Raw genomic sequence first — 23,058 nt, forward strand, 5'->3', positions numbered from 1 at the left:
GTCGTCGTCAGGCTTTTCTTCTTTTTTTTCGTCAGTCATGGCAATACCCTCCGGAATACGTTTGGGTTCGGTTTCAGGCAACTTTCAGCGTCTCGATACACACTCGTCCGTCAGCCATGCGATGAAGATATTCACGCCACTTTCTAAAGGCTTGTTGCTGGCGGCAAGCGGCCGCCTGCCATTCAGCGCTGCCGATGTGTTCGACCGGCATGGACATCATCTGCTCAGTCGCAAGATCCAGCTCATCAACGAGCTCACGGCCGTTGGGCATATCGAGAATTAGAGATCGCATAGGAACCTTCATTTTGGGCTACTAGATCGACTCTCTAAGTGTCTGTTGGTGCTCGGGTGCCGACGAACGGTAGTAAAGATTTGCGAGCGTCAGCCGTGCGCTGATGGTGGAGCCACACTCGATCGAACTAATCATCCCTGCGATGACTTCACGCTTTTTTACTGCTCTTGGCCCATCCACATAGCATCAATGCCAAGCCTGGAATCCACAAGCCTGGCGCAGTGATAGCAACACCACAAACAGCCAATGGTAGACCTGTAAGAAACAGCGGATTTCTTAACGTCTTTTCCATATCAATTTCTCCTTGAATTCTCCCATTAAACCATAGGATCTGTCGGTTAACGGCGCCGCCGCGCCCTTCGCAGAACCCTGCATTTACTACAGGCTCTGGATCATTTTCGCCTGACATGCAGCGCGATGCCGCATTCACATCAATGACCAGCGACCATTTGACTGGACTGCCTGTCACCTCGCGTAAAACCATGCACCTGCGCGCGTGAAGCAATCACCAGACTCAGAAGTAACAACATTAATAAAACCCAGGGAAAAGAACCCACTCCCCAATGGCCGAGCAACACGCCACCCAGTAGCCCACCGCTGGCGATGGCGCCATTCCAGACCACGACGTTCATCGAAAGCGCAACGTCTGCGCCCTTGCCTGCTGCGTCGGCAAGGGCGGTTTGCAAAAGCGTGGCGGCGCCCCCAAAGGTCAGGCCCCAGATAAAAGCACCGGCGTAAATGGCCAAGGCTGAGCTGGAAAAAAAGCCGAAGAAAACCGAAACGGCTGCGAAGGTGGCGAGGCTGGCCAACACTGTCTTTCGCAAATGGCGATCAACCAGCCGTCCTGTTACCCAGATGCTCGCCAGCGCCGCGACACCAAATGCCAGCAATACAAAACCAACGTCACTCGCCAGCCCAGCCTTGGCAACGAAGGGCGCGATGTAGGTGTAGAGAATGTTGTGAGCCAGCATCCACGTGAAGACGACGCCCAGCACCGAGCGTACGCCGGGGGTGAAAAACACCTGACGTAACGCCAGGCGCTGGGAGGAAGATTGGCCAGGGTAGTCAGGCACCTTGATCAGCACCCAGGCGATCAGTACCAAGGTGAGTCCGGACATCAATCCAAAAGCCATGCGCCAGCCCATGAATCCACCCAGCCAGGTTCCCAAAGGTACCCCCAGCGACAACGCGATGGGTGTACCCACCATCGCTACCGCCAGCGCGCGGCCCTGCAATCGGGGGACGACCATGCGTCGCGCATAACCGGCGATGAGGCTCCAGGCCAGACCCGCTGACACTCCGGCGAAAAACCGCGCAATCAAAGTCAGCCAATATTGAGAAGACAGCGCCGTGATCGAATTGAATACCAGAAACCCCAAAATCGTCAGCAACAATACGGTCCTGCGGCGCCAGCCTTGCGTGGCGATCGTCAGTGGAATGGCTGCCAGCAGCGACCCCAATGCGTAGACAGTCACCATCTGCCCCGCCAATGATGCCGACACCCCCAGGCCACTGCCGATCATGGGCAGCAAACCCGCAGGTAACGTCTCAGTCACGATGCAGATAAAACCTGTCATCGCCAGCGCCAGAAGCGCACCCATCGGAAGCTTTTCGCCCTGTTGCTCATCTGTAGCCATTCGACCGCTCTCACTTATATACTGGTCGGTATGAATGTAGAGAAGAGCAGGCAGGTCGTCAACGACTTATATAACGATCAGTATTTAAATATCATATTGGAGAACACACGACATGGCACAGATGGGACGTCCGCGCACCTTTGACCGTGATGTGGCAATCACTCAGGCTCTGCATTTGTTTTGGGAACATGGGTACGAAGCGACATCGCTCAGCCAGCTCAAATCGAAAATCGGAGGGGGCATCACGGCGCCTAGCTTTTACGCCGCTTTTGGCTCGAAACAGGCCCTGTTCAATGAGGTAATGGAGCGCTACCTCACCACCCACGGCCGGGTCACCGACAGTCTGTTTGATACGACTTTGCCGCCCAGGGGGGCGATCGAGCTCACCCTTCGCCGGTCAGCGAAAATGCAGTGCGAGCCCGATCACCCCAGTGGGTGTCTGGTGGCGTTAGGTCTGATGAGTGCGTGCTCGGAAGAGAGTAAGGCGATCTCCGAGCCGCTCACACAAGCGAGGAACCAGAATCGCGAGGGTATGGTTGCCTGTATTCACCGCGCCATTGCTGATGGGGAATTGCCCTCAACGGTGGTACCGGAAACGCTCGCCGCCGTGTTCGACAGTTTTCTCTTGGGCTTGTCGACACTGGCGCGCGATGGTCTTCCCCATGCCACGCTGGATGCAGCGGTGACTCAGGTGATGGGGGTATGGGATAGCCTTCGCACTGTTGAGATGATCGATCACCCGGACGTTCGAAGTGAGTCAGAAGACTCCTGAGGATCTGCGTATTTACGCAAGATGCGGCTATCGACTTGCCGGTATCGGCTTTTTCCACCCCTGCCCCCCTCTCTACAGTGTGTACGACTTCAACGGCGAGCAGCGCTCGCCCCGTTCAGGAATCGTGCATGCCCAGCCTGTCTTTGCGTATCGAACGGATAGACCCGCTCACGCCTCAAATTCGTCGCCTGATCCTGGTCGCTGACGCCGACCAAACCCTGCCCGGCTTCAGCCCTGGTGCGCACATCGAAGTGCAGATACCAGGCCGAAAACCCATGTGGCGCGCTTACTCGTTGGTCAGCCTGCCTGGCAACCCTCACTACGAGATCGCGGTGCAACTGGAAGACCAGAGCAGCGGTGGTTCGCGGTGGATGCATGAGGTGCAAGTCGGGCAGCAACTGAGCGTACGTGCGCCCAACAACCATTTTCCGTTGGTGGCAAATGCCAGTGACTACCTGCTGATCGCGGGAGGTATAGGCATCACCCCAATGCTTGGCATGGCCCGATCGCTCGCGGCCAGTCAGCAGCCATTCACTTTGCACTATGCCGGTCGCAACGCAGACCGCATGGCGTATCTGGAAGAGGTCCAGGCGCTCGGCACCTCCCGATGCTGGATCAGCGGCGGCGACCCGGCGCGGCGCATGCCCCTGAACAGACTGCTGGAATCGCCCGGCAGCGGACGTCAACTTTATGTGTGCGGCCCAAAATCTTTGATCAGCAGTGTGCTGCAGACCGCTCGCGCGCTGGGCTGGGACGACAACCAACTGCACAGCGAATTGTTCATCGGAAGCCTCGGTACCGAGACCGAAGCCGGTTTTGAAGTAGAGCTGCGCAGCAGTGGAATAACGCTTCAGGTGGCCGCGGGCAAAAGCGTGCTGGACGCAATGATAGAGGCCGATCTGGACCCGATGTTCGATTGCCGTCGCGGTGACTGTGGGGTGTGCGTGGCGCAGGTGCTCGAAGGCGCCGCTGACCACCGCGATAGTTGTCTGTCGGAGCGCGAACGGGCAGACGGCAGCTTCTGCACCTGTGTATCGCGCGCCTCCAGCGCTCGCCTGGTGCTCGATTTGTGAGTGCGTTGCTGTACCGCGCACCTCTTTATGGCTGGTTAAAAGGAGACATCATGATCCCGTCGAACGAACAGATCGCGGCACTGATCCGCGACGACAGCGTGCACAAAAGCGTCTACACCGACCCTCAACTGTTTGATCTGGAAATGCAGCGAATTTATGGTCAGGCATGGATCTATGTCGGCCATGAAAGCCAGGTCAAAAACGGCGGTGACTACCACACCACACGCATCGGTGATCAGGATGTGATTCTGGTTCGAGGTGCCGATAAAAACGTCAATGTGCTCTACAACCGATGCCCGCACAAAGGCGCCAAACTGGTGGCCGAAGGCGATGGCAACGTCGGCAAGTTCTTCCGCTGCCCTTACCACGCATGGACCTTCAAACTGGACGGCCAGCACCTTTCGGCGCCTCTGAAAAACGGCTTCGAAGGCACCTGCTTCAACCCAAGGCACCCGGACTTTTCAATGGTGAGCCTGGCGCGGGTCGACAGCTATCGGGGCTTCGTGTTCGCCAGTCAGATCGATCATGGTCCCGACCTGAAAAGCTTTCTCGGCGGCGTGATCACGTCCATCGACAACCTCTGCGATCGCTCGCCAGTGGGTGAAGTCGAAGTGGCCGGCGGTATTTTTCGGGTCACGCAGCGTTCCAACTGGAAAGTCTTCTACGAAAACCTCCACGACACCATGCACGCTCGCGTCACCCATGAGTCTTCAGTGGACGCGGCCCGCAGCGAGGCCGAATCCTTGGGAGAGATGCCATTCGAACTGCTGATCATGGACGGCAACGGCGAGCCATATGATTTCTGGGAGAAGCTCGAACTGCGCGCCTACAACAATGGGCATGGTTACATGGAAGCGATCTTTGACCCGGCAGCCGCCGAGCGCGACGACGTGTCCAAGGCCCACTTCGAATGCCTGAGCGATGCCTATGGCGAAGAACGTGCCCGAGGCATCATGGGGATGAATCGCCACAACACCGTGATCTACGGCAGCGGCTCGCCCCACACCGTGTTCATGCAGTTCCGGGTAATCCGGCCGATGGCCGTTGACCGCACCCTGGTGGAAATCCAGACGTTCCGCTGCAAAGGCGCTCCGGATGCTGTCTTTGACCGGGCGCTGACGTACGCCAACGTCATCAACTCGCCCTCCTCCAACGTCATGCCCGACGACGTCGAAGTCTATGCCCGCTGTCAGGAGGGCAACATGACCCGTGGCGGTGAATGGATCAGCATGCATCGTTATGCCGGCACCGACCGCTTGCTGCCTGATGGCGCGGTCTCGACCAATGGCACCAGCGAGCTGCCGATGCGCAACCAGTTCGCCGCCTGGAAGCACTATATGACCGCCACCCTGATCGCCAAGGAGAGCACTCATGCTGCTTGATCGTACCTTCGACGTCTCGACTCACGCCCTGATCCCGGCCCAGGTACCCAACGAAACTTTGCGCGAGATCGAGCAGTTCCTCTATCGCGAAGCACGCCTGCTGGATGAGCGACGATTCTGGGAATGGGATCAACTGTTTACCGATGCGGGCATGTATTGGGTGCCGCACCTGCACGGGCAGGCCGACCCTTTCGAGCACATCTCACTGTTCTGGGAAAACCGGATGCTGCGCGAAGTGCGCATCCGCCGGCTAGAGAACGTACGCAACTGGTCGCAGCAACCACAGACCCGCACGGCTCATCTGGTGGGCAACGTGATGGTCGAAGGGCTCGACAGCCAAGGGCTGCTGGTGGTGAGCGCGACGTTCCAGGTGAGCGAATGGCGTCTTGAACAACGCCAGCTGGCCGGGCGCTACACCTACAAACTGGCCAGTCAGGACAGCGGCGGCTGGAAAATCCAGCTCAAGCGGGTTGACCTTATCAACTGCAACGATGTGTTCGCCAACCTTGAGGTCTTTGTCTGATGGGGCGCCCGACCGTATTGGCCCTGCATTATCAGAACGACGTCTTGCACCCTGACGGGCGCATCCGGGTCGGGCTCGCAGCCGATGATCCGGCACGGGAGGCCGTGCTGGACGCCGCCATCAGGCTGCAGCAAGGTGCCCGCGCACGGGGCTGGCCGATCATTCATGTGCGCGTGGCGTACCGCCCGGACTATGCCGACCTGATACAGAACGCGCCGATCCTGCGTGCCGTCGCGGCCAGCGGCGCCGTTCAGGAAGGCACTTGGGGCGCGCAGTTCCATGCCGAGTTGCAACCGCTGGAAGGTCCGCACGAGTTCGTCGTCACTCATACCCGCATCAACGCTTTTTATGGCACACCGCTGGACACCCTGTTGCGTCAGCTCGAAACGCGACAGTTGCTGATCGCCGGCGTCGCCACCCACTCGGTGGTGGAAAGCACGGTACGGCATGCCGTCGATTGCGGTTTCGAGGTCACGGTGCTCGCCGACGCCTGCGCCGCCGCGCGCCCCGCGACTCATCTGGCGGCGCTGGACAGCATGCGGTTGATCGCCACTGTCACGGATGTCGCAAGCACCCTGGAGTCAATGCCATGAAGTCCATTCCTACCGCCAACCTGCAAGGTCAGGTGGCGATTGTCACGGGCAGCACCCAGGGTCTGGGTACTGACATTGCTCGCCAACTGTTAAACGCCGGCGCCAGCGTCATGCTGGTCGGCCGCAATCGTGATGCCGGGGCGGCGCTGGCCAGTGAGCTGGGTGAGCGCTGTCGCTTTATCGTCTGCAATGTCGAACTGGACGAGGATATCGATGACTGCATCGACGCAACGCTGGCCGCTTTCGGTCGTCTCGACATTCTGGTCAACAACGCCTGTGTCTACGACGATCAGGGGCTACAGTCAGACCGCGAGCAATGGTTGAACACCCTCAACATCAATCTGGTGTCGGCGGCCATTTTCGTACAGAGAGCCACGCCACATATGAATGAAGGCGGCACGGTGATCAACATCGGAAGCACCGGCGGCAAGTTCGGCGCGGCTGGGCGAGCCCTGTACCCGGCGTCCAAAGCCGGATTGCTGCAGCTGACGCGAAACCTTGCAGTGAGCCTGGCACCGGCTTCGATCCGGGTCATCAGCGTCTCGCCAGCCTGGACCTGGTCGCCGTCAGTGGCGAACCTGAGCGGCGGCGACCTTGCAGTGGCCGACCGTGTAGGGGCGACCTTTCACCCGCTTGGACGCGTCGGGCGCGGCGAGGAGATTGGCCAGGTTGTCGCCTTTCTGTGCAGCCATGGCGCGTCCTGGATTACCGGGGTGGACATTCCGGTGGACGGCGGTTTCTCGATCCTCGGCCCCGATCAGGGCCTCTCGCCCCGCGTGTGGTTCGAGCGTTTGCGTGACCCGGCCTGAATCGCTCGACAGCTCCCATTGAACAACGCCAATAAAACCTGATGATGAGTCGATAACGAGGTAACACCATGGGCAAGATGATCACCGTAAAAGCCAGCGACGGCAGCGGCAGCTTCACCGGTTATCTGGCGCTACCCGCCAGCGGCAAAGGCCCCGGCGTGGTAATCGGCCAGGAAATTTTCGGCATCAACGCCAACATGCGCGAAGTGGCCGATTTTTACGCCGAGGAAGGCTATGTAGCCCTCGTGCCGGACCTGTTCTGGCGACTGGAACCGGGCGTAGAACTGGGCTACACCGAAGCCGACTTCGCCCGTGCCATCGAGTTGTTTCAACGCATGGACGTGGACAAGGCTGTCGATGACATCGATGCCAGTTTCAAGGCCCTCAGCGATTTGCCCGAAGTCGAGGACGTCGGTTTCGGCTATGTGGGTTTCTGCATGGGCGGCAAGCTGGCCTACCTGACGGCAACCCGAACCGACGCCGCCTGTTCAGTGGGCTATTACGGCATGGGCATTGAACAGTTGCTCGACGAAGCCGACAACATCAAAGGTCGCCTGGTGCTGCACTTCGCTGAACAGGATGGCTACTGCGATGCCAATGCCCGTCTGCAGATCAGTCAGCGCCTGGGCGGCCGCAACAACGTCGAGATTTACACCTACCCCGACGTCGACCATGCCTTCGCCCGCAACGGTGGCATGCACTACAACAAGCCAGCCGCGTTGATGGCCCATCAACGCAGCATCGCGGCGCTCAAGCAGGCCATCGGCCCGAACTACAACCTGTCCGAGCTGTGGGAAAAGCACATCGAATACGAGTTTGCCGTTCGCGATGTCCCGGCGACCATGGCGACCATGGTGGCCGAACCTTACGTCAATCACATCCCGACCATGACGGGTGGCGTCGGCTACCGCGAGTTGAGCCGCTTCTACCAGAACCATTTTGTCCATGCCAATCCACCGGACATGAAGCTGGTGCCCATTTCTCGCACGGTTGGCGCTTCGCAAATCGTCGACGAATTCGTGATGTGTTTCACCCATACCAGTGAAATCGACTGGATGCTGCCTGATGTTGCGCCGACGGGTAAGTACGTTGAAATTCCGATGCTCGGGGTCATCAAATTCCGTGGCGACAAGCTGTGTCACGAACACATTTATTGGGACCAGGCCAGCGTTCTGGTGCAGATCGGCCTGCTCGACCCCACCGGGTTGCCCGTGGCCGGTATTGAAACAGCGAAGAAATTGCTCGACGAACTACGGCCGTCCAACACGCTAATGGGCAACTGGGCGGACAGCGCCGAGCGCTAGATGCTCGCGCGCCCTGGCAATGGCACAACTCTGCTCCCACAGATTTACGCAAATCCATTGTGGGAGCGAGCCTGCTCGCGATGAGGTCATGTCAGCCAGCATCATCTCGACTGACACACCGCGATCGCGAGCAGGCTCGCTCCTACAGGGAATGTGTACCCACAACGAGAAGGCTCGCAGGCACCCTCACGGTGATTATCGAGTCGCGGTCTGATGCGGGAGTTCGCCAAATCGCTCACGGTAGTAACGGGCAAAACGACCGAGATGGCCAAAGCCATGCTCCAGAGCGACTTCGGTAATGCTCACGTCGCAACGACCCAGCAAACGATCACGCACCGCCTCAAGCCGCAGGTTGCGCAACCGCTCCATGGGCGTTTGTCCGTAACAGCGCTGGCACAGGGTGTTGAGGCTGCGTTCGCTCATCCCCGCCGCAGCTGCCAGTTCGCCCAGGGATAGTGCGTCACCCAGACGACCGCGCATCAAGTCTTCGATCTTATGCAACTGCCGCAAGGCCTGACGCTGTGCCGGCGACTCAACGGCCGCCATCGGTGATCCGTCGACTTTCGGTGGATGGGTCAGCAGGAACAGCGGCAGGCTTTCCTCCAGATGTCGCAGCCAGTGCGCATGCACCGGCTCACTTGCGCTGGCGCCCAGTTGCTCAAGCAAATCATCGACCAGGCGCAACCAGCCACGCGCCTGACCGGTGTCGAGCCGGTAAGCGGGCGGCAAGCTGAAATTGGCGGCCAGCCCGCCGTCGTCCACCAGCCTTTCCTGCATCAGCCTCAACAATGAGCGCGGCACCTTGAGCAGCAACTGTTCGCAGCCACTGTGCCAGATCAGTCGCGCCTGTCGATTAGGCGAAAGCACGGCCACCTGGCCCGCCTCCAGCTCCAACGCCAACCCATCGCACTCGATACTCGCCCGTCCGCGCAACGGCATCTGCATCAGGACGAAATCGGTAAAGGGCCTTGGCCGTACCTCAACCTCGGCGCCGTAACGCAGGACAAACAATTGGCAACGGCCAACTTCAGCACGGAAAAACGCCGTGTCGACATTGCCGCTGCGCCAACTCAGATCGTGTTCGACCAACTCACGGGCGAGCAGCCGATGACTTTCTTGCCGCGAGCGGCTGGTGAAAACCGGTGTCTGGCACAACCTCGACAGATCAAGCCCCGTGCCAGCGCCAGGCAGTGGGAGAACCGATAGCCCGGCCATGGCTCAAAGCGACCGGTTTCGGCGAGCTTCGTTACGTTGCACGGTAGTGCTCGGGGTTTCATCGAAGAGCTTGCGATACTCGCTGGAGAACCGTCCCAAGTGGCTGAATCCCCACCCCATGGCGATCGCCGAAATATTGCGCGCCGACTTGTCCTCGAGAATTTCCTGGCGCACAGCACCCAGCCGGTGCTTCTTCAGATACGCCATCGGCGACATGCCGAAGTATTTTTTGAAACCTTCGAACAGCTTGAACCGCGACACACCGGAAATTGCCTCGATGTCTTCCAGGTGCAGCGGTTCGCGGGCATTTTCGAGGATGTACTGCTTGGCTCGAATCAGGTAGTGCGGCAACTTGACGCCGAGCACATCGCGCAACTCTTCGGAGTAGTTATTCGGCTGGGCGAGGATCAACCCCTTGATCAGCGAACTCTCGATGTCGCGGGTGAAAAACGTCTGGTCATACAGCTCGCGGCTGCGCTCCAGTTCGCCGATAAAGTAGCGCGCCATGCGCCACCAGGAGGCGGAGGAACCGTTGACGGCGTCCATCATCGGTTCGAAACGCAAGGGGGTTTCCAAGGGTCGCTGCAACATGTCTTCAAGGGATTTGCGCATGGCCGCACGGGTGATGACGACCTGGATCTTGCGGCAATCACCGTTGATCGTCAGTTCCTGGTTTTCGTGAGGCGACACGATGATTGCGCAGTCCCGATCAGACGTTACCTGGCAGTCGCTCTTGCTCAGGTGCTGTTCACCGACGAGGGGCAGACTGAGGCTGTAGCTGCTCAGGTGTTCGGCGTCTTCGATGCCGACCGTGACGTCAGTGCCGTACTCGATTACCCCCAACGTAGTGGACATGGATTTGAGTACATTGCCACTGTGATGGAACTGAATGCGGTTGGGCTGGCTGGTCTTGAGCAGATGCGGCCCACAGATCCCGGCCATCCACTGCCGCGCACCATTAAGGTCATAACGATCAATACGAATGTCACGAACATGTACATCAGGACTTGTACTCATCACGGGGCACCCACGGCTGTTTTATGAACGCGCTCTAACGGCACGCCTCTCTATGAAAGAGCAATCTTCATGCCGCGTGCCTGGCTCCGAGGCCCGGTCGAAATATACGGATAACATTCACCGAATAATCGGATAGGGACAGCGCATCGCCAGGACCGCCCATGCCCCTGAAAGCCCTTCTTACGCCGTAAACACAGGCATGGCGCTGCAAAAAAGAGCAGACGCCCACGGGGCGGCACAATAGCCATGCGCTAAACACCAGGCGTGGTTGGGTATTACCTGCCCAGATGAGCAGGCAGGTGTTACCCCCTGGAATTGTTAAAGCGCCGAAGCCCGAAATCTTGTTCGGGTGGTGCTGATCGCTTACCAGAATTTCCAGGTGTAGGTGGTGATAAGGCGGTTTTCGTCGAAGTCATTACCGTGTCGGAACTTGACGTTGATGTTGCGCAATTCGACGCCAAGGTTCTTCAGCGGGCCTTCCTGAACCACGTAGGACAGGTAGATATTGCGCTCCGATTCGCTGTTGTCGCTGAGCGCGCCGCGATCGATGTCAGTGCCGCGCATGTACCGCGTCATCAGCTTCAAACCCGGCACACCCACACCCGCGAAATCGAAGTCATAGCGCGCCTGCCAGGATTTTTCGTTGGGCTTGACGAAGGCGATGGCGGACCAGTTAACCAGGTATGGCTGCGGCGCGTAACCATTGAGGGTTGGGAACGTGCTGTCGCCGAGCATCCGCTGATAACCCAGACCAAAGGAGTGTGCACCTTTGCGCACGGTGGTCATGGCGCCGTAGGAGCGGTTATCAATGCGACCGTACAGCGCGTCGCCATCTTCCTTGTTATTGAAATAGCGCAAATCGGATTTCAGAGCGTAACCGCCGCCCAGATCTGCCAGGTAGGTTGCACCCAGATAATGCTGGCGATAGATGTCTTCCAACTGACCGTAGAAATAGGTCCCGGTCAGCGTCGGCGTGAACGCGTAGCTGGCACCGCCGAAGTTCAGCCCGTCGCTGCGGCGCTGCACGTCAGGGCCGTTGAACAAATACATTTTTTCGCTGTTGGAGGATTCGCGACCGCTGATTTCGGTGAAGCGCCCGCCCGTCAGCGTCAGCTTGTCCACCTCTTTGGACTCGATCAGGGTGCCATGATACGTGGTGACCAGTTGCCGCGAGTCGTCGGTGTAGGCCACCGGCAGTGTTGGCCGATGTTCACCGTATTTCAATTCGGTTTTGGAATAGCGCACCTTGGCGGTGTAGCCGCCGCGGCCGTAATCGGTGGCCTGTTCTTGCTTGCTGACGCTATAGGGAATGATGCTGTCAGGCCCCCTGCCACCACCGCCGTCGAGCCGGTAGGCGTATTGCATCGAAGCATCCAGACCAAACTGCAGCGGCCCTTCGGTGTAGCCCGAGATGAAGCGCAGGTCGAAGCCTTGGGTCCAGCTGCCGACGCGGGAGTTCTTCGGGTTTTCGCCCTTGAAGTCGCGATCGATATAAAAGTTGCGCAAGCCCAGCGCCAAATGGCTGTCCTCAACGAAATCCGCCTGGGCCATCATTGGCGTAATTATTCCGGCCAGGCTGGCCGTCTGCATGCAACGGGTAAACCAACTCGCTTGAAACATAACTTATCCCCTCTTATTCAATGTGCGAACACATCAAGTAACGGCGCGACCAAAGTGATCGCTCCAATAGTTGGCAGTTGTTTCTTTATTAAAATATTCAGCATGAGTCGTTATGATTGATATCGTTCGGCAAGACAGCCAGCACGCATCGCGAATGATTAGGCAGCATTGTCACCAGAGTCTCTATCCTGTTAATTCGAGACTCATATCCGTTTACTTCGAAATATCAATTCCCCTCATCCGCCGTGCTGCTGCTGACCAGCTATAACTGGGCCAGGGCCCGCCGGCCAATTTTATGGACTGTGTTTGCCGACAAAGCGGATAGACCCCGACGCGGGCAACTTATTTAATGCAGACACGAACAACTTGTTGAATGCACGAATTAGCCCGATGCAACGAGGTATCGATTAATGAGCAGTGCAAAAAGCGTAGAACAGTGGAAAAGCTTTATCGAGGGTTGCCTGGACTTCCGTCCGGCAGAAGGTATTTTCCGAATTGCCCGGGATATGTTTACCGAGCCGGATTTGTTTGATCTGGAAATGCAACTGATCTTCGAAAAAAACTGGATCTATGCTTGCCACGAAAGCGAAATCGCCAACAAGCATGATTTCATGACTATGCGCGCCGGGCGCCAGCCGATGATCATCACCCGCGACGGCGACGGTCAACTCAATGCGCTGATCAACGCCTGCCAACACCGCGGCACCACCCTGACCCGCGTCGGCAAGGGCAACCAATCGACCTTCACCTGCCCGTTCCACGCATGGTGCTACAAAAGTGACGGCCGGCTGGTCAAGGTCAAAGCGCCTGGCGAGTATCCGGAGGGTTTCGACAAAGCCACCCGCAGCCTGAAAAAAGCCCGCATCGAAAGCTACAAGGGTTTTGTCTTCATCAGCCTCAACGTCGATGGCAGCGACAGCCTTGAGGACTTCCTCGGCGATGCCAAGGTGTTCTTCGACATGATGGTCGCGCAATCGCCCACCGGTGAACTCGAAGTGCTGCCGGGCAAGTCCGCTTACACCTATGACGGCAACTGGAAACTGCAGAACGAAAACGGCCTGGACGGTTATCACGTCAGCACCGTGCATTACAACTACGTGGCTACCGTGCAGCATCGCCAGCAGGTCAACAGCGAGAAAGGCCTGGTCGGCGCCGACACGCTGGACTACAGCAAGCTCGGCGCGGGCGACAAGGAAACCGACGACGGCTGGTTCGCCTTCCACAACGGTCACAGCCTGCTGTTCAGCGACATGCCCAACCCGGCGGTGCGTCCCGGTTACGCGACGATCATGCCGCGCCTGCTCGAAGAGCACGGCCAGGGCAAAGCCGAATGGATGATGCACCGGCTGCGCAACCTGAACATCTACCCGAGCATGTTCTTCCTCGACCAGATCAGTTCGCAGCTGCGCATTATCCGCCCGATCGCCTGGAACAAAACCGAGATCAACAGCTTTTGCCTCGGCGTGGTGGGCGAGTCGGATGCCGATCGGGAAAACCGCATTCGTCAGTTCGAAGACTTCTTCAACGTGTCCGGCATGGGCACCCCCGACGACCTGGTGGAATTTCGCGAAGCACAGCGCGGTTTCCAGGCACGCCTGGAGCGCTGGAGCGACATTTCCCGCGGCACCGGCAAGTGGGTCGAGGGCGCAACGCCCAACAGCGAAACCATCGGCATCTCACCGGCGCTGACCGGCACCGAGTTCACCCATGAGGGCCTCTACGTCAATCAGCATGGCAACTGGCAGCGCTTCATGCTCGAAGGTCTGGCGCGCATGGCCGCTGAAGAGCAACCGTTGAAATTGCGTGAGGTGTGAACATGAATTCGCAACTGCAGTACCGCATCGAGCAATTTTTTTATCGCAACGCTGAAGCCTGCGACGCCCAGGATTGGGACACGTACGTGTCGATGTTCAGCGACGACAGCGAATTCCATTTGCCGCAATGGGACTCGGAGCACGTCTACACCACCGACCCGAAAAAAAGCATGTCGCTGATTTACTACCCCAACCGTGGCGGCCTTGAGGACCGGGTGTTCCGCATCCGCACCGGCAAGGCCGCATCGACCATCCCGATGCCACGCACCCTGCACCTGATCAGCAATGTGCGGATTGCGCCGCTGGACAACGATGAGCTGGAGGTGCGGGTCAACTGGCACACCCTCTACTACCGCCTGCAAACCGCCGAAGAATTTTTCGGTCGCGCTACCTATCACCTGCGGCCCGATGGCGACAGCTGGAAGATCACCCGCAAGCATGCGCTTTTGCTTAACGACACCATCAATTCGGTGCTCGATTTCTATCATCTCTGACCGGCGGAAATCTGGATTATGAGTCACAAGGTCGCGTTCAGTTTCGCCGACGGGAAAACCCTGTTTTTCCCGATCCAGAACAATGAAATCCTGCTCGATGCGGCGCTGCGCAACGGCATCAATATCCCACTCGATTGCCGCGAAGGGGTTTGCGGCACTTGCCAGGGTCGCTGTGAGTCGGGCCAGTACAGCCAGGACTACGTCGACGATGAAGCACTGTCGGCCGATGACATGCGCCAACGCAAAATGCTCACCTGCCAGACCCGGGTGCAGTCCGACGCGGCGTTCTACTTCGACTTCGCTTCGACCCTGTGCAATGCCGCCGGGCCGGAGCGGCTCAAGGGCATTGTGCGGGCAGTCGAGCAGGTGTCGCCGAACACCGCCATCCTGCACCTGGATGCCGGTGCCGATGGCCAGCAACTGGACTTCCTGCCCGGCCAGTACGCCAGGTTGCAAGTGCCGGGCACAAACGGCAAGCGCTCCTACTCGTTTGCCAATCGTCCCAATAGCAGTAACCAGCTGCAGTTTCTGATCCGCCTGCTGCCCGATGGCCTGATGAGTAATTACATCCGCGAGCGCAGCCTGATTGGCGACGAGATCATGCTCGAAGCGCCCCTCGGCGCCTTTTACCTGCGCCATGTCGACAAGCCGTTAGTGTTTGTGGCTGGCGGCACCGGGCTCTCGGCGTTCCTGGGCATGCTCGATGAACTCGCGGAGCGGGGTGGTTGCGGACACCCGGTGCATCTGTACTACGGCGTGCGCAACGCTGCAGACCTTTGCGAAACCACGCGCATCGCCGCCTACGCCGAGCGCATTCCCGGGTTTCGCTTCACCCCGGTCATCAGCGATCCGGCCCCGGACTGGAGCGGCAAGCGCGGTTACATCACCGAGCACTTCAACCCCGCCGATTTTCGCGACCAGGACATGGACATGTACCTGTGCGGGCCACCGCCGATGGTCGAGTCGATCAAGCAATGGCTGGCTGACCAGGGCCTGGACCAGACGCGCCTGTACTACGAGAAATTTACCGAGAGCAACACCTGACACTGGAACCCACAGCCAATACAAATTTCCAGGCACCCGCACATTTTTTACTGCCCTCCACTAACAACTACGTCTCGCGCGATGCGGACTTCATTAAAGGCGGCACTATGAAAAAACTACTCGTGGGTACATTGCTGGCGGCCAGCTGCGTGGCCAGTCTGCTGGCTCAAGCCCAGGACCCGGTGCGCATCGGCTTTATCACCACCCTCTCTACCCCTGCCGGTTATCTGGGCGAAGACTCACGCGATGGCTTCCAACTGGCCATCGATCAGGAGGACGGCAAGCTCGGCGGTGTGCCCGTAAGCCTGCTGGTCGAGGACGACGGACTGCAACCGGCCCGCGCCAAGCAGATCATCGACCGGATGAGCCTGGACGGCATTTCGCTGTACACCGGGGTGATCTTTTCCAATGTGCTGGCGGCGGTGGTCAACACGGCGACCAAGGACGGCTTCTACATCAGCAACAACACCGGCCCTTCGAGCCTGGCCGGCAAGCAGTGCAAGCCCAACTACTTCGTGGCCTCGTACCAGAACGACACGATCCATGAAATGGCCGGCGTCGCGGCCAACGAGCTGGGCTACAAAAAGATGGTCATCCTGGCACCCAACTACCAGGGCGGACGCGATGCGCTGGAAGGCTTCAAGCGCACGTACAAAGGTGAGGTCACCGAGATCTACACCAAGCTCAACCAACTGGATTTCTCGGTCGAACTGGCACGCGTGCGTTCACTGGCGCCGGATGCAATTTTCGAGTTCCACCCCGGTGGTGCTGGCATCAACTTCGCCAAGCAATACGGCAGCTCGGGCCTGAGCAAAACGATCCCGATGGTAGTGCCTGTGTTCTCCATGGACGAACGCATGCTCGCCGCCACCGGCGATGTCGCCAAAGGCATGAACATCGTGACCTTGTGGAACCCTGGATCGAACAACCCGGCCAACCAGGCATTCGTCAAAGCCTTCAGCGAAAAATACAAGCGCGTGCCAACGGTCTATGCCGCTCAGACCTATGACACGGCGCGTCTGATCGGTGCAGCACTGAAGAGTGTGGGCGGCAACATGAAAGATCCCGAAGCCTTTCGACACGCACTGCGCAACGTCAAGTTCGACTCGATCCGTGGCGATTTCGCTTTCGGCAAAAACCAGCATGCGGTCATCGACTGGTACTTGCTGCGCGTAGAAGCCGATGCCAACGGCAAGCTGATTCAGGTGCCGGTGCAGACGATCGCCAAATCGCAAGTGGACAGCTTCGCCGCCGAATGCGCCCTGTGACCTGTGGCGAGGGAGATTGCCACCGCGGGACTGCGCAGCAGCCCGCTCTTTTGAAAATAAAGAGCGGGGGCCGCTTCGCGCCCCAGCGGGAGCGAGCTCCCTCGCCGCGGGACTGCGCACATTTCCGGCACTTTTCACAGGATTCCCAGCATGCTGTTACTTGAACAAATTCTGAACGGCCTGCAGTACAGCGCCTTGCTGTTTTTGCTCGCCTCGGGCCTGACGTTGATTTTCGGCATCATGGGCGTCATCAATCTGGCCCATGGCGCTTTCTACATGGTCGGGGCGTTCTGCGCCGCCTACACCGCTTCGCTCAGCGGTTCGTTCTGGCTTGCCGGGCTGGCGGCGGTGATGGGCTCTGCACTGTACGGGCTGCTGATTGAAACCAGCATCATGCGCCGTCTCTACACCCGCGATCACCTCGACCAGGTGCTAGCCACCCTGGCCGTGGTGTTTTTCACCAACGAGTTGATCACCGTGCTGTTCGGTCGCAGCCCGCCGGCCATGCCGACACCCGAGTGGTACGGCACCTTCGTCGAAGTATTGCCAGGGTTGATGTACCCGGTCAGCCGCCTGCTGTTCATCGCTGCCGGGGCATTGGTGGCGGTTGCGATGTGGCTGCTGATCAACCATACCCGCCTGGGAATGCTGATACGTGCCGGCGCCGACGATCACGAGATGGTGGGTGCCTTGGGCGTGAACATCGCTCGCCTCTACACCCTGGTGTTTGTCTTCGGCTGTGTGCTCTGCGGACTCGCCGGTTTCATGGCCGCCCCGCTGCTGTCGGTGGAAATCGGCATGGGCGAAAAGGTCCTGATCACCACGTTTGTCGTGATCGTCGTCGGCGGTGTCGGCTCAGTGCGCGGCGCCCTCGCCGGTGCCTTGTTGATTGGCATGGTCGACGGCCTCGGGCGAGCGTACATCCCGCAATTGCTCGACCAACTGTTGCCTGCCGAAGTCAGCGGCACCTTGAGTGGCGGGCTTATTTCCGCCAGTGCCTACATCGTCATGGCCGTCGTCCTGCTGGTCCGTCCACGCGGCCTGTTGCCCGCCCGCGCCTGAGGAAAACTACATGTCCCGTCGAGTCCTTATCGATCTGCTCTGCCTGGCGACGTTCGCCCTTCTGCCGCTGCTTGCGTCACTGTTGCACGAACCCTTCCTCATCAGCCTGTTCACCCGCCTGGCGATCTACGGCATGGCCGCGGCCAGCCTGGACCTGCTGATCGGCTATGGCGCGATGATAAGCTTCGGTCATGCGGCGTTCTTTGGTCTGGGCGGCTACGTGGTCGGCGTCATCGGTTTCCACACCTCGCAGGCCATGCCGTTGTGGGGCTGGGACGGCTCCAGCAGTGCGCTGATCGTCTGGCCGCTGTCGCTGTTGGTTTGCGCGCTGTTCGCCCTGGTGGTCGGCTATCTCTCGCTGCGTACCAGCGGTGTGCAGTTCATCATGATCACGTTGGCGTTCGGCCAGATGCTGTATTTCCTCCTCAGTTCGCTGTCGTTGTACGGCGGCGACGACGGCATCCTGCTCAGCGAGCGCAATACGCTGCCGGGTCTGGATCTGGACAACCCGGTGCAGTTTTACTACCTGTGCCTGGGGTTGCTGGTGGCCTGGCTGCTGTTCTGCCGGCGACTGGTGAACTCGCGCTTCGGCTACGTGCTGCGCGGCCTCAAGCAGAGCGAACGGCGCAGCGTCAGCCTGGGTCTGCATCCGCTGCGCTATCGGCTCACGGCCTTCGTCATTGCCGGGGTCGGCGGTGGCCTGGCCGGTATCTTGTGGGCCAACTATGCGATGTTTGTCAGCCCGGACATGGGCGCTTGGCACAAGTCCGGCGAGTTGATGGCAATGGTCATTCTGGGGGGCGTTGGCACTCTGCTCGGTCCGGTACTTGGCGCGGCGGTGTACCTGGGACTGGAGCAGGTGTTGAGCCTGTGGACCGAGCACTGGCTACTGATCTTCGGTCCGTTGTTGCTGGTGGTGGTGCTGTTCGGCAAAAAAGGCCTGTACGGCCTGCTGCTCAGCCCGTGGCCGCAACGGCGCAAGACTTCCGTGACGCCAACCACGTCCGCCATTGTCAGCGAGGTGCGCCCATGAATCCGCAACTGTCGATCCAGGCGTTGGAAAAATCCTTTGGTGCGGTGAAGGCCACCAACGGTGCAAGCTTCGATATTGCACCGGGGGAACTGCACGCGATCATCGGCCCCAATGGCGCTGGCAAATCCACGCTGATTTCGCAGATCGCCGGGGAGATTCGTCCGGACAAGGGGCGGATCTTTCTCAGCGGTCAGGACATCACCGACGTGCCCGCCCACCAGCGCCCTCGCCTCGGCCTGGCGCGCGCCTTTCAGGTCAGCCAGCTGTATCCGGAATTTACCCTGCTGGAAAACATTGCCGTGGCAATCGCTGCCCGGGATGGCCAGACATTTGGCATGTGGAAGCCGCTGGGCAGTGACGCTCGTCTGTTGGCGCCGGCAGCAGATTATCTGCAACGCGTGGGGCTAGATTCACGTGGGCAGGCGCTGGTCAGTGAGTTGTCCCACGGTGAACGGCGCCAGCTGGAAATTGCCCTGGCCCTGGCTCAAGAGGCCTCGGTGTTGTTGCTCGACGAACCGATGGCAGGCATGGGCGCTGAGGAGTCGGCACGGATGACGCAGTTGTTGCTCGAACTCAAGGGTCGCTACGCGATCCTGCTGGTGGAGCACGACATGGACGCGGTGTTCGCCCTGGCGGACCGCATTACCGTGCTGGTGTACGGCCAGACCATCCTGACCGGCAGCGTCGAACAGATTCGCAACGACCCGCAAGTACGCGCCGCCTACCTGGGAGAAGAACATGCTTGAGGTCAGTGGATTGCAGGCCGGTTACGGCCTGAGCCAGGTGCTGTTCGACATGCACCTGAAGATCGAACAGGGTCAGGTGGTGTCGCTGATCGGACGCAACGGCATGGGCAAGACCACGACGGTGAAGTCGATCATGGGGCTGCTCAAACCGACCGCGGGCAGCATTCTGATTCACGGTCGGGAGATGCGTGGCGCCCCGCCCTATCGCATCGCCCAGGCTGGGTTGGGATTGGTCCCTGAGGGCCGCCGCGGATTTGGCAGTCTGAGTGTGCGGGAGAATCTGCTGGCGACGGCGACCCGGGGCAAGTGGGATCTGCCGCGGATCTACGCGCTGTTCCCACGTTTACAGGAGCGCCAGGATCAGTTGTCGAAGACGCTTTCCGGTGGCGAGCAGCAGATGATGGTGGTTGCCCGAGCGCTGCTGACCAACCCGCAGTTGTTGATTCTCGATGAGGCCACAGAAGGGCTGGCGCCGATCATTCGTGAAACGATCTGGAGTTGTCTGGCGAGTTTGAAAGCTGAAGGCGAGACGATTCTGGTGATCGACAAGAATTTGAAAGAGATGGCGCGCGTGGTGGATTGTCACCACATCATTGAGAAGGGGCGGCAGGTGTGGAGTGGGACGCCGGGGCAGCTCAGTGATACGCCGGAGTTGTCTCGGCGGTATTTGGGGGTGTGACTGTTACAAGTCCCTTGCTGTGGTGACGGCTTCCGTTGATTGTGCTTGTACCGCGAGTTGACGTTTTCCCCCGTGGGAGCGAGCCTGCTCGCGATGGACGTAAACGATGACGCGTACTTTCTGAATGAACGCGGCGCCCTTGAGTCCATCGCGAGCAGGCTCGCTCCCACAGAAAAGCCCTGCTCACACACTGTTGATTTTTTCAGCGTTGATCTGCATTCACTGCAACGGCGAAAAACTCGCCGCCAGGTAAATCGTCGAATGCATTCCCAGCAGCTGCGGGCCCGAATTCTCCGGGGGCCAGATGCCGTCTTGTACGGCGCGAGTGCGCACGTCCAGGCGTTGTTCGAGCGCGGCGTAGGGCCAGATGTGCAGGTAACGTGGCACTTGACCGTCGGTGGCGTAGAAGGCCGCATACACCGGCGCAGCTTCATGACAACCTCGATTCACTACCAGAAAAAGTATGTTTTTAGACTGCGTTCGGCTCGGGCCGCGATCGAACGCAGCAGGTGCGGAATCGGGCGCTCGGTATTCCAGGTCAGGACCTCACCACCCCACCATTGAATACTGGCGACAATCCCATCAAGTCAAGCTTGCGGGTGAACTCACCCAGCCGCTGCAATTTGTAGGCTTGCAGATCAACGTCCTGGTAAGCATAAAATCCCTGCCCCTCGCGCAGCCCGTTGTGCCCGAGGGCCATGTTGTCGGCGATGACTTTGGGCGGCAGGAAGCGGGGATCGATGGCTTGCGCCAGGTAGTGCGAGGCATAGAACAGAATGTCGCCGCCGCCCCAGTCGATGAATTCGAGCATCCCCAATACCGAAAAACGCAGGCCGAAACCTACGCGAATCGCCGTGTCGATATCCTCGGCGCTGGCCACGCCCTCCTCGACCATCCGCGCCGCTTCATTCATCGCCAACGCCTGGATTCTCGGCACGATGTAACCGGCCGCCGCAGAACACTGCACCGGGACTTTGCCGATCCGCTTGAGCAAGGCCATCAGGCGCTGTACTGCCTGCGGGCTAGTAGTCTCGCTGCGGCTGACTTCGACCAGCGGCATGAGGAACGCAGGGTTCAGCCAATGCGCGTTGACGAAGCGCTGCGGGTGGGTGACCAGCGCTGCCAGCTGCGTCACCAGGAACGTTGAAGTGGTCGATGCGATCACCGTTTCAGCGTTGCACGACTCACTTAACCAGGCAAAGGTTTGCGCCTTGAGTTCCAGGACCTCGGGGACGGCCTCGAACACCACGGCGGCGGCTTGCAAATCGCCGACGCTCTGCTCGCGATCACACACGCGCAAACGGCTCAGCGCCTGTTCGGCTTGCGCGGCGTCGAGTGAACCCAGGTGCGCCAGTGTTGCCAGTTCGCTGCGCAAGTGGTCCTCGATCTGGCGAAAGTAGTGGTCCTGCGCCGCCGCATCGCGCTGCTTGATGTCGATCAGAGTCACCGGCAACCCGGCGAACATGAATGCCAGGGCAATCCCTTCGCCCATCCGCCCGGCACCGACGATGCAGATGCGCTGCTCGACGGCGCTCACGCCTGCAGTCCTTGGGTCAGGCAGTGCTGCATGGCGCTGCGACTCAGTTGATCCAGGCCGAGGTTTTCCAAGGTTCGTCCCTCGCCGTACAGGTCGATGCCGCTGACCACTGTGGCCAGGCTCAGCAAGCCTTGGGCGACTGGCGTCGGCACATTGGCCCAGCGTCCGACCGAGACCAGAAATGACAGGCCCAGGCGTGTGTCTTCAAGCATGTAGCGGTGTTTTTGCAGGTCGATGTCTTCTCGCCAGTCGCCGCTATCGGTCAGCTTGCCGTGGGCGCCGCGGCCGTACATCCACTCATCGCCGTCGCTCGCGTAGTGGTCAGCCAAGGGGAAATGCGGCGCGCCATAGCCCATGGCTTCACGGATGGCGATACGTTCAGCGTCAAGGGCGTTGGTCACTCGACGGATCGACGGCACCGTGCCTTCGTTGTGAATATCCCAGGTGTCGAAATGTTCAAGGGGGCCGGCATTCATCAGGATCAGCGGCGGATGGATGATCGGCCCGGCGTTCATCAGTGCGCCGCTGAGGGCGTCTTCGATGGGTTCGACGCTTGGGTAGGCTTCTCGCAATACGGCGAATGCGGACTCGCTCAGACGACTCGGGAACACCCCGGTTGGCAGACGGGTTGCGTAGCCGCTGATCACCACCTGATTGTCGCCGTGTTTGCGAGCGAGATAGGGCAAGGTGCCGGTTTCGGCGAACGCCACTTCGGCGTGGTTGCCGGCCTTGGCCATCGCCTGGGCGAACACCATGCTGCCGAATGTACCTGGCGGCAGGAACACCACCTGGCCGTCGCGCAGCAGAGGGGCAAGTTCGGTAGCGAGGGCCTGGTGGGAGGTCGATGGCAAGGCAATGACCAGCAGCTGCGCATCGGCTACGGCTTGTGGCAGGTTGAACGCAAGGGTCAGACCGTCGCCGGGCTGGCCCAGGCTAATTTTGCGTTCGCCACGGAAGTCGCGCACCAGCAGATGACCAAGCCCCTGCAAGGTTTCCAGCGCGGCACTGTCCCGGCGCCACAGGCGCACCGAATGGCCTTTTTCCGTCAGCTCGATCGCTGCCGCATAACAACCATGACCACCGCCGATAACACTGATATTCATGAATTCACACTCCTGTAGATAAGCCCCGATCCTAGCAACGG

23 protein-coding genes and 1 pseudogene are annotated in these 23,058 nt (G+C 59.5%); 15 read left to right on the plus strand and 9 right to left on the minus strand.

The features are described 5' to 3' along the window. Positions 1 to 73: 73 nt before the first annotated feature. From ACYZTS_RS22400 to ACYZTS_RS22410, 3 genes are all read right to left on the minus strand, one after another. Positions 74 to 292: a hypothetical protein gene (locus ACYZTS_RS22400; RefSeq protein ID WP_028623074.1), complete on the minus strand. Its 219-nt coding sequence runs from the start codon at positions 290 to 292 to the stop codon at positions 74 to 76. A gap of 148 nt (positions 293 to 440) precedes the next feature. Beyond that, on the minus strand, positions 441 to 584 hold the full coding sequence (locus ACYZTS_RS22405; protein WP_177326972.1) for a hypothetical protein: 144 nt from the start codon (positions 582 to 584) through the stop codon (positions 441 to 443). Positions 585 to 723: 139 nt separating this feature from the next. Continuing rightward, positions 724 to 1,929 carry an MFS transporter gene (locus ACYZTS_RS22410; protein WP_028623073.1) on the minus strand — a complete coding sequence of 402 codons (1,206 nt, stop codon included), beginning with the start codon at positions 1,927 to 1,929 and terminating at the stop codon, positions 724 to 726. A gap of 112 nt (positions 1,930 to 2,041) precedes the next feature. On the opposite strand from ACYZTS_RS22410, the gene ACYZTS_RS22415 reads away from it, so the two are divergent. From ACYZTS_RS22415 to ACYZTS_RS22445, 7 genes are all read left to right on the plus strand, one after another. Continuing rightward, on the plus strand, positions 2,042 to 2,701 hold the full coding sequence (locus ACYZTS_RS22415; protein WP_028623072.1) for a TetR/AcrR family transcriptional regulator: 660 nt from the start codon (positions 2,042 to 2,044) through the stop codon (positions 2,699 to 2,701). 128 nt (positions 2,702 to 2,829) lie between these two features. Beyond that, positions 2,830 to 3,774, plus strand: coding sequence for a PDR/VanB family oxidoreductase (locus ACYZTS_RS22420; protein WP_461992143.1), 945 nt, complete (start codon positions 2,830 to 2,832; stop codon positions 3,772 to 3,774). Positions 3,775 to 3,824: 50 nt separating this feature from the next. Then, positions 3,825 to 5,156 carry an aromatic ring-hydroxylating dioxygenase subunit alpha gene (locus tag ACYZTS_RS22425; protein ID WP_461992145.1) on the plus strand — a complete coding sequence of 444 codons (1,332 nt, stop codon included), beginning with the start codon at positions 3,825 to 3,827 and terminating at the stop codon, positions 5,154 to 5,156. Beyond that, entirely contained in the window at positions 5,146 to 5,679 is a 534-nt protein-coding gene (locus tag ACYZTS_RS22430; RefSeq protein ID WP_461992146.1) for an aromatic-ring-hydroxylating dioxygenase subunit beta, read from the plus strand. The genes ACYZTS_RS22425 and ACYZTS_RS22430 overlap by 11 nt, the downstream gene beginning before the upstream one ends. Continuing rightward, on the plus strand, positions 5,679 to 6,272 hold the full coding sequence (locus ACYZTS_RS22435; protein ID WP_028623068.1) for a cysteine hydrolase family protein: 594 nt from the start codon (positions 5,679 to 5,681) through the stop codon (positions 6,270 to 6,272). The genes ACYZTS_RS22430 and ACYZTS_RS22435 overlap by 1 nt, the downstream gene beginning before the upstream one ends. Then, positions 6,269 to 7,081, plus strand: coding sequence for an SDR family oxidoreductase (locus ACYZTS_RS22440; RefSeq protein WP_461992148.1), 813 nt, complete (start codon positions 6,269 to 6,271; stop codon positions 7,079 to 7,081). Before ACYZTS_RS22435 ends, ACYZTS_RS22440 begins: the two co-directional genes overlap by 4 nt. A gap of 68 nt (positions 7,082 to 7,149) precedes the next feature. Beyond that, complete coding sequence (locus ACYZTS_RS22445) at positions 7,150 to 8,385, plus strand: dienelactone hydrolase family protein (RefSeq protein WP_461992150.1); 1,236 nt, start codon at positions 7,150 to 7,152, stop codon at positions 8,383 to 8,385. 195 nt (positions 8,386 to 8,580) lie between these two features. Here ACYZTS_RS22445 and ACYZTS_RS22450 read toward each other — a convergent pair whose 3' ends face one another. The 3 genes from ACYZTS_RS22450 to ACYZTS_RS22460 all read right to left on the minus strand — a co-directional run bounded on the left by ACYZTS_RS22450 (position 8,581) and on the right by ACYZTS_RS22460 (position 12,237). Beyond that, positions 8,581 to 9,600, minus strand: coding sequence for an AraC family transcriptional regulator (locus ACYZTS_RS22450; RefSeq protein WP_461992152.1), 1,020 nt, complete (start codon positions 9,598 to 9,600; stop codon positions 8,581 to 8,583). Positions 9,601 to 9,603: 3 nt separating this feature from the next. Next, positions 9,604 to 10,617 carry an AraC family transcriptional regulator gene (locus ACYZTS_RS22455; protein WP_177326971.1) on the minus strand — a complete coding sequence of 338 codons (1,014 nt, stop codon included), beginning with the start codon at positions 10,615 to 10,617 and terminating at the stop codon, positions 9,604 to 9,606. A 363-nt stretch (positions 10,618 to 10,980) separates the two neighbouring features. Beyond that, on the minus strand, positions 10,981 to 12,237 hold the full coding sequence (locus tag ACYZTS_RS22460) for an OprD family porin (RefSeq protein WP_461992154.1): 1,257 nt from the start codon (positions 12,235 to 12,237) through the stop codon (positions 10,981 to 10,983). Positions 12,238 to 12,647: 410 nt separating this feature from the next. On the opposite strand from ACYZTS_RS22460, the gene antA reads away from it, so the two are divergent. From antA to ACYZTS_RS22500, 8 genes are all read left to right on the plus strand, one after another. Continuing rightward, the gene (gene antA, locus ACYZTS_RS22465; protein ID WP_461992156.1) at positions 12,648 to 14,051 is read left to right on the plus strand and encodes an anthranilate 1,2-dioxygenase large subunit; all 1,404 of its coding nucleotides are present in this window, start codon (positions 12,648 to 12,650) and stop codon (positions 14,049 to 14,051) included. A 2-nt stretch (positions 14,052 to 14,053) separates the two neighbouring features. After that, positions 14,054 to 14,545, plus strand: a complete 492-nt coding sequence (gene antB, locus ACYZTS_RS22470) for an anthranilate 1,2-dioxygenase small subunit (RefSeq protein ID WP_028623061.1) — start codon at positions 14,054 to 14,056, stop codon at positions 14,543 to 14,545. Positions 14,546 to 14,563: 18 nt separating this feature from the next. Further along, a complete protein-coding gene (gene antC / locus ACYZTS_RS22475; RefSeq protein ID WP_461992158.1) occupies positions 14,564 to 15,589 on the plus strand; it encodes an anthranilate 1,2-dioxygenase electron transfer component AntC in 1,026 nt (341 codons plus the stop codon). A 107-nt stretch (positions 15,590 to 15,696) separates the two neighbouring features. Then, the gene (locus tag ACYZTS_RS22480) at positions 15,697 to 16,857 is read left to right on the plus strand and encodes an ABC transporter substrate-binding protein (protein WP_461992160.1); all 1,161 of its coding nucleotides are present in this window, start codon (positions 15,697 to 15,699) and stop codon (positions 16,855 to 16,857) included. A gap of 150 nt (positions 16,858 to 17,007) precedes the next feature. Next, positions 17,008 to 17,919, plus strand: coding sequence for a branched-chain amino acid ABC transporter permease (locus ACYZTS_RS22485; RefSeq protein ID WP_461992162.1), 912 nt, complete (start codon positions 17,008 to 17,010; stop codon positions 17,917 to 17,919). A 10-nt stretch (positions 17,920 to 17,929) separates the two neighbouring features. After that, positions 17,930 to 18,952, plus strand: coding sequence for a branched-chain amino acid ABC transporter permease (locus tag ACYZTS_RS22490; RefSeq protein ID WP_461992164.1), 1,023 nt, complete (start codon positions 17,930 to 17,932; stop codon positions 18,950 to 18,952). Then, the gene (locus ACYZTS_RS22495) at positions 18,949 to 19,698 is read left to right on the plus strand and encodes an ABC transporter ATP-binding protein (protein WP_461992166.1); all 750 of its coding nucleotides are present in this window, start codon (positions 18,949 to 18,951) and stop codon (positions 19,696 to 19,698) included. Before ACYZTS_RS22490 ends, ACYZTS_RS22495 begins: the two co-directional genes overlap by 4 nt. Then, positions 19,691 to 20,377, plus strand: coding sequence for an ABC transporter ATP-binding protein (locus tag ACYZTS_RS22500; protein WP_028624009.1), 687 nt, complete (start codon positions 19,691 to 19,693; stop codon positions 20,375 to 20,377). The genes ACYZTS_RS22495 and ACYZTS_RS22500 overlap by 8 nt, the downstream gene beginning before the upstream one ends. Positions 20,378 to 20,596: 219 nt before the next feature. On the opposite strand, the pseudogene ACYZTS_RS22505 reads toward ACYZTS_RS22500, so the two are convergent. The 3 genes and pseudogenes from ACYZTS_RS22505 to ACYZTS_RS22515 form a co-directional block, all read right to left on the minus strand. Then, positions 20,597 to 20,803 (minus strand): annotated as a pseudogene (locus ACYZTS_RS22505) (NIPSNAP family protein); the annotation flags it as partial. A 112-nt stretch (positions 20,804 to 20,915) separates the two neighbouring features. After that, positions 20,916 to 21,914 carry a 3-hydroxybutyryl-CoA dehydrogenase gene (locus ACYZTS_RS22510; RefSeq protein ID WP_461992168.1) on the minus strand — a complete coding sequence of 333 codons (999 nt, stop codon included), beginning with the start codon at positions 21,912 to 21,914 and terminating at the stop codon, positions 20,916 to 20,918. After that, positions 21,911 to 23,017: an NAD/NADP-dependent octopine/nopaline dehydrogenase family protein gene (locus ACYZTS_RS22515; RefSeq protein WP_461992170.1), complete on the minus strand. Its 1,107-nt coding sequence runs from the start codon at positions 23,015 to 23,017 to the stop codon at positions 21,911 to 21,913. The genes ACYZTS_RS22510 and ACYZTS_RS22515 overlap by 4 nt, the downstream gene beginning before the upstream one ends. Positions 23,018 to 23,058 lie beyond the last annotated feature (41 nt).

The organism is Pseudomonas sp. TMB3-21 (genome assembly GCF_054898145.1).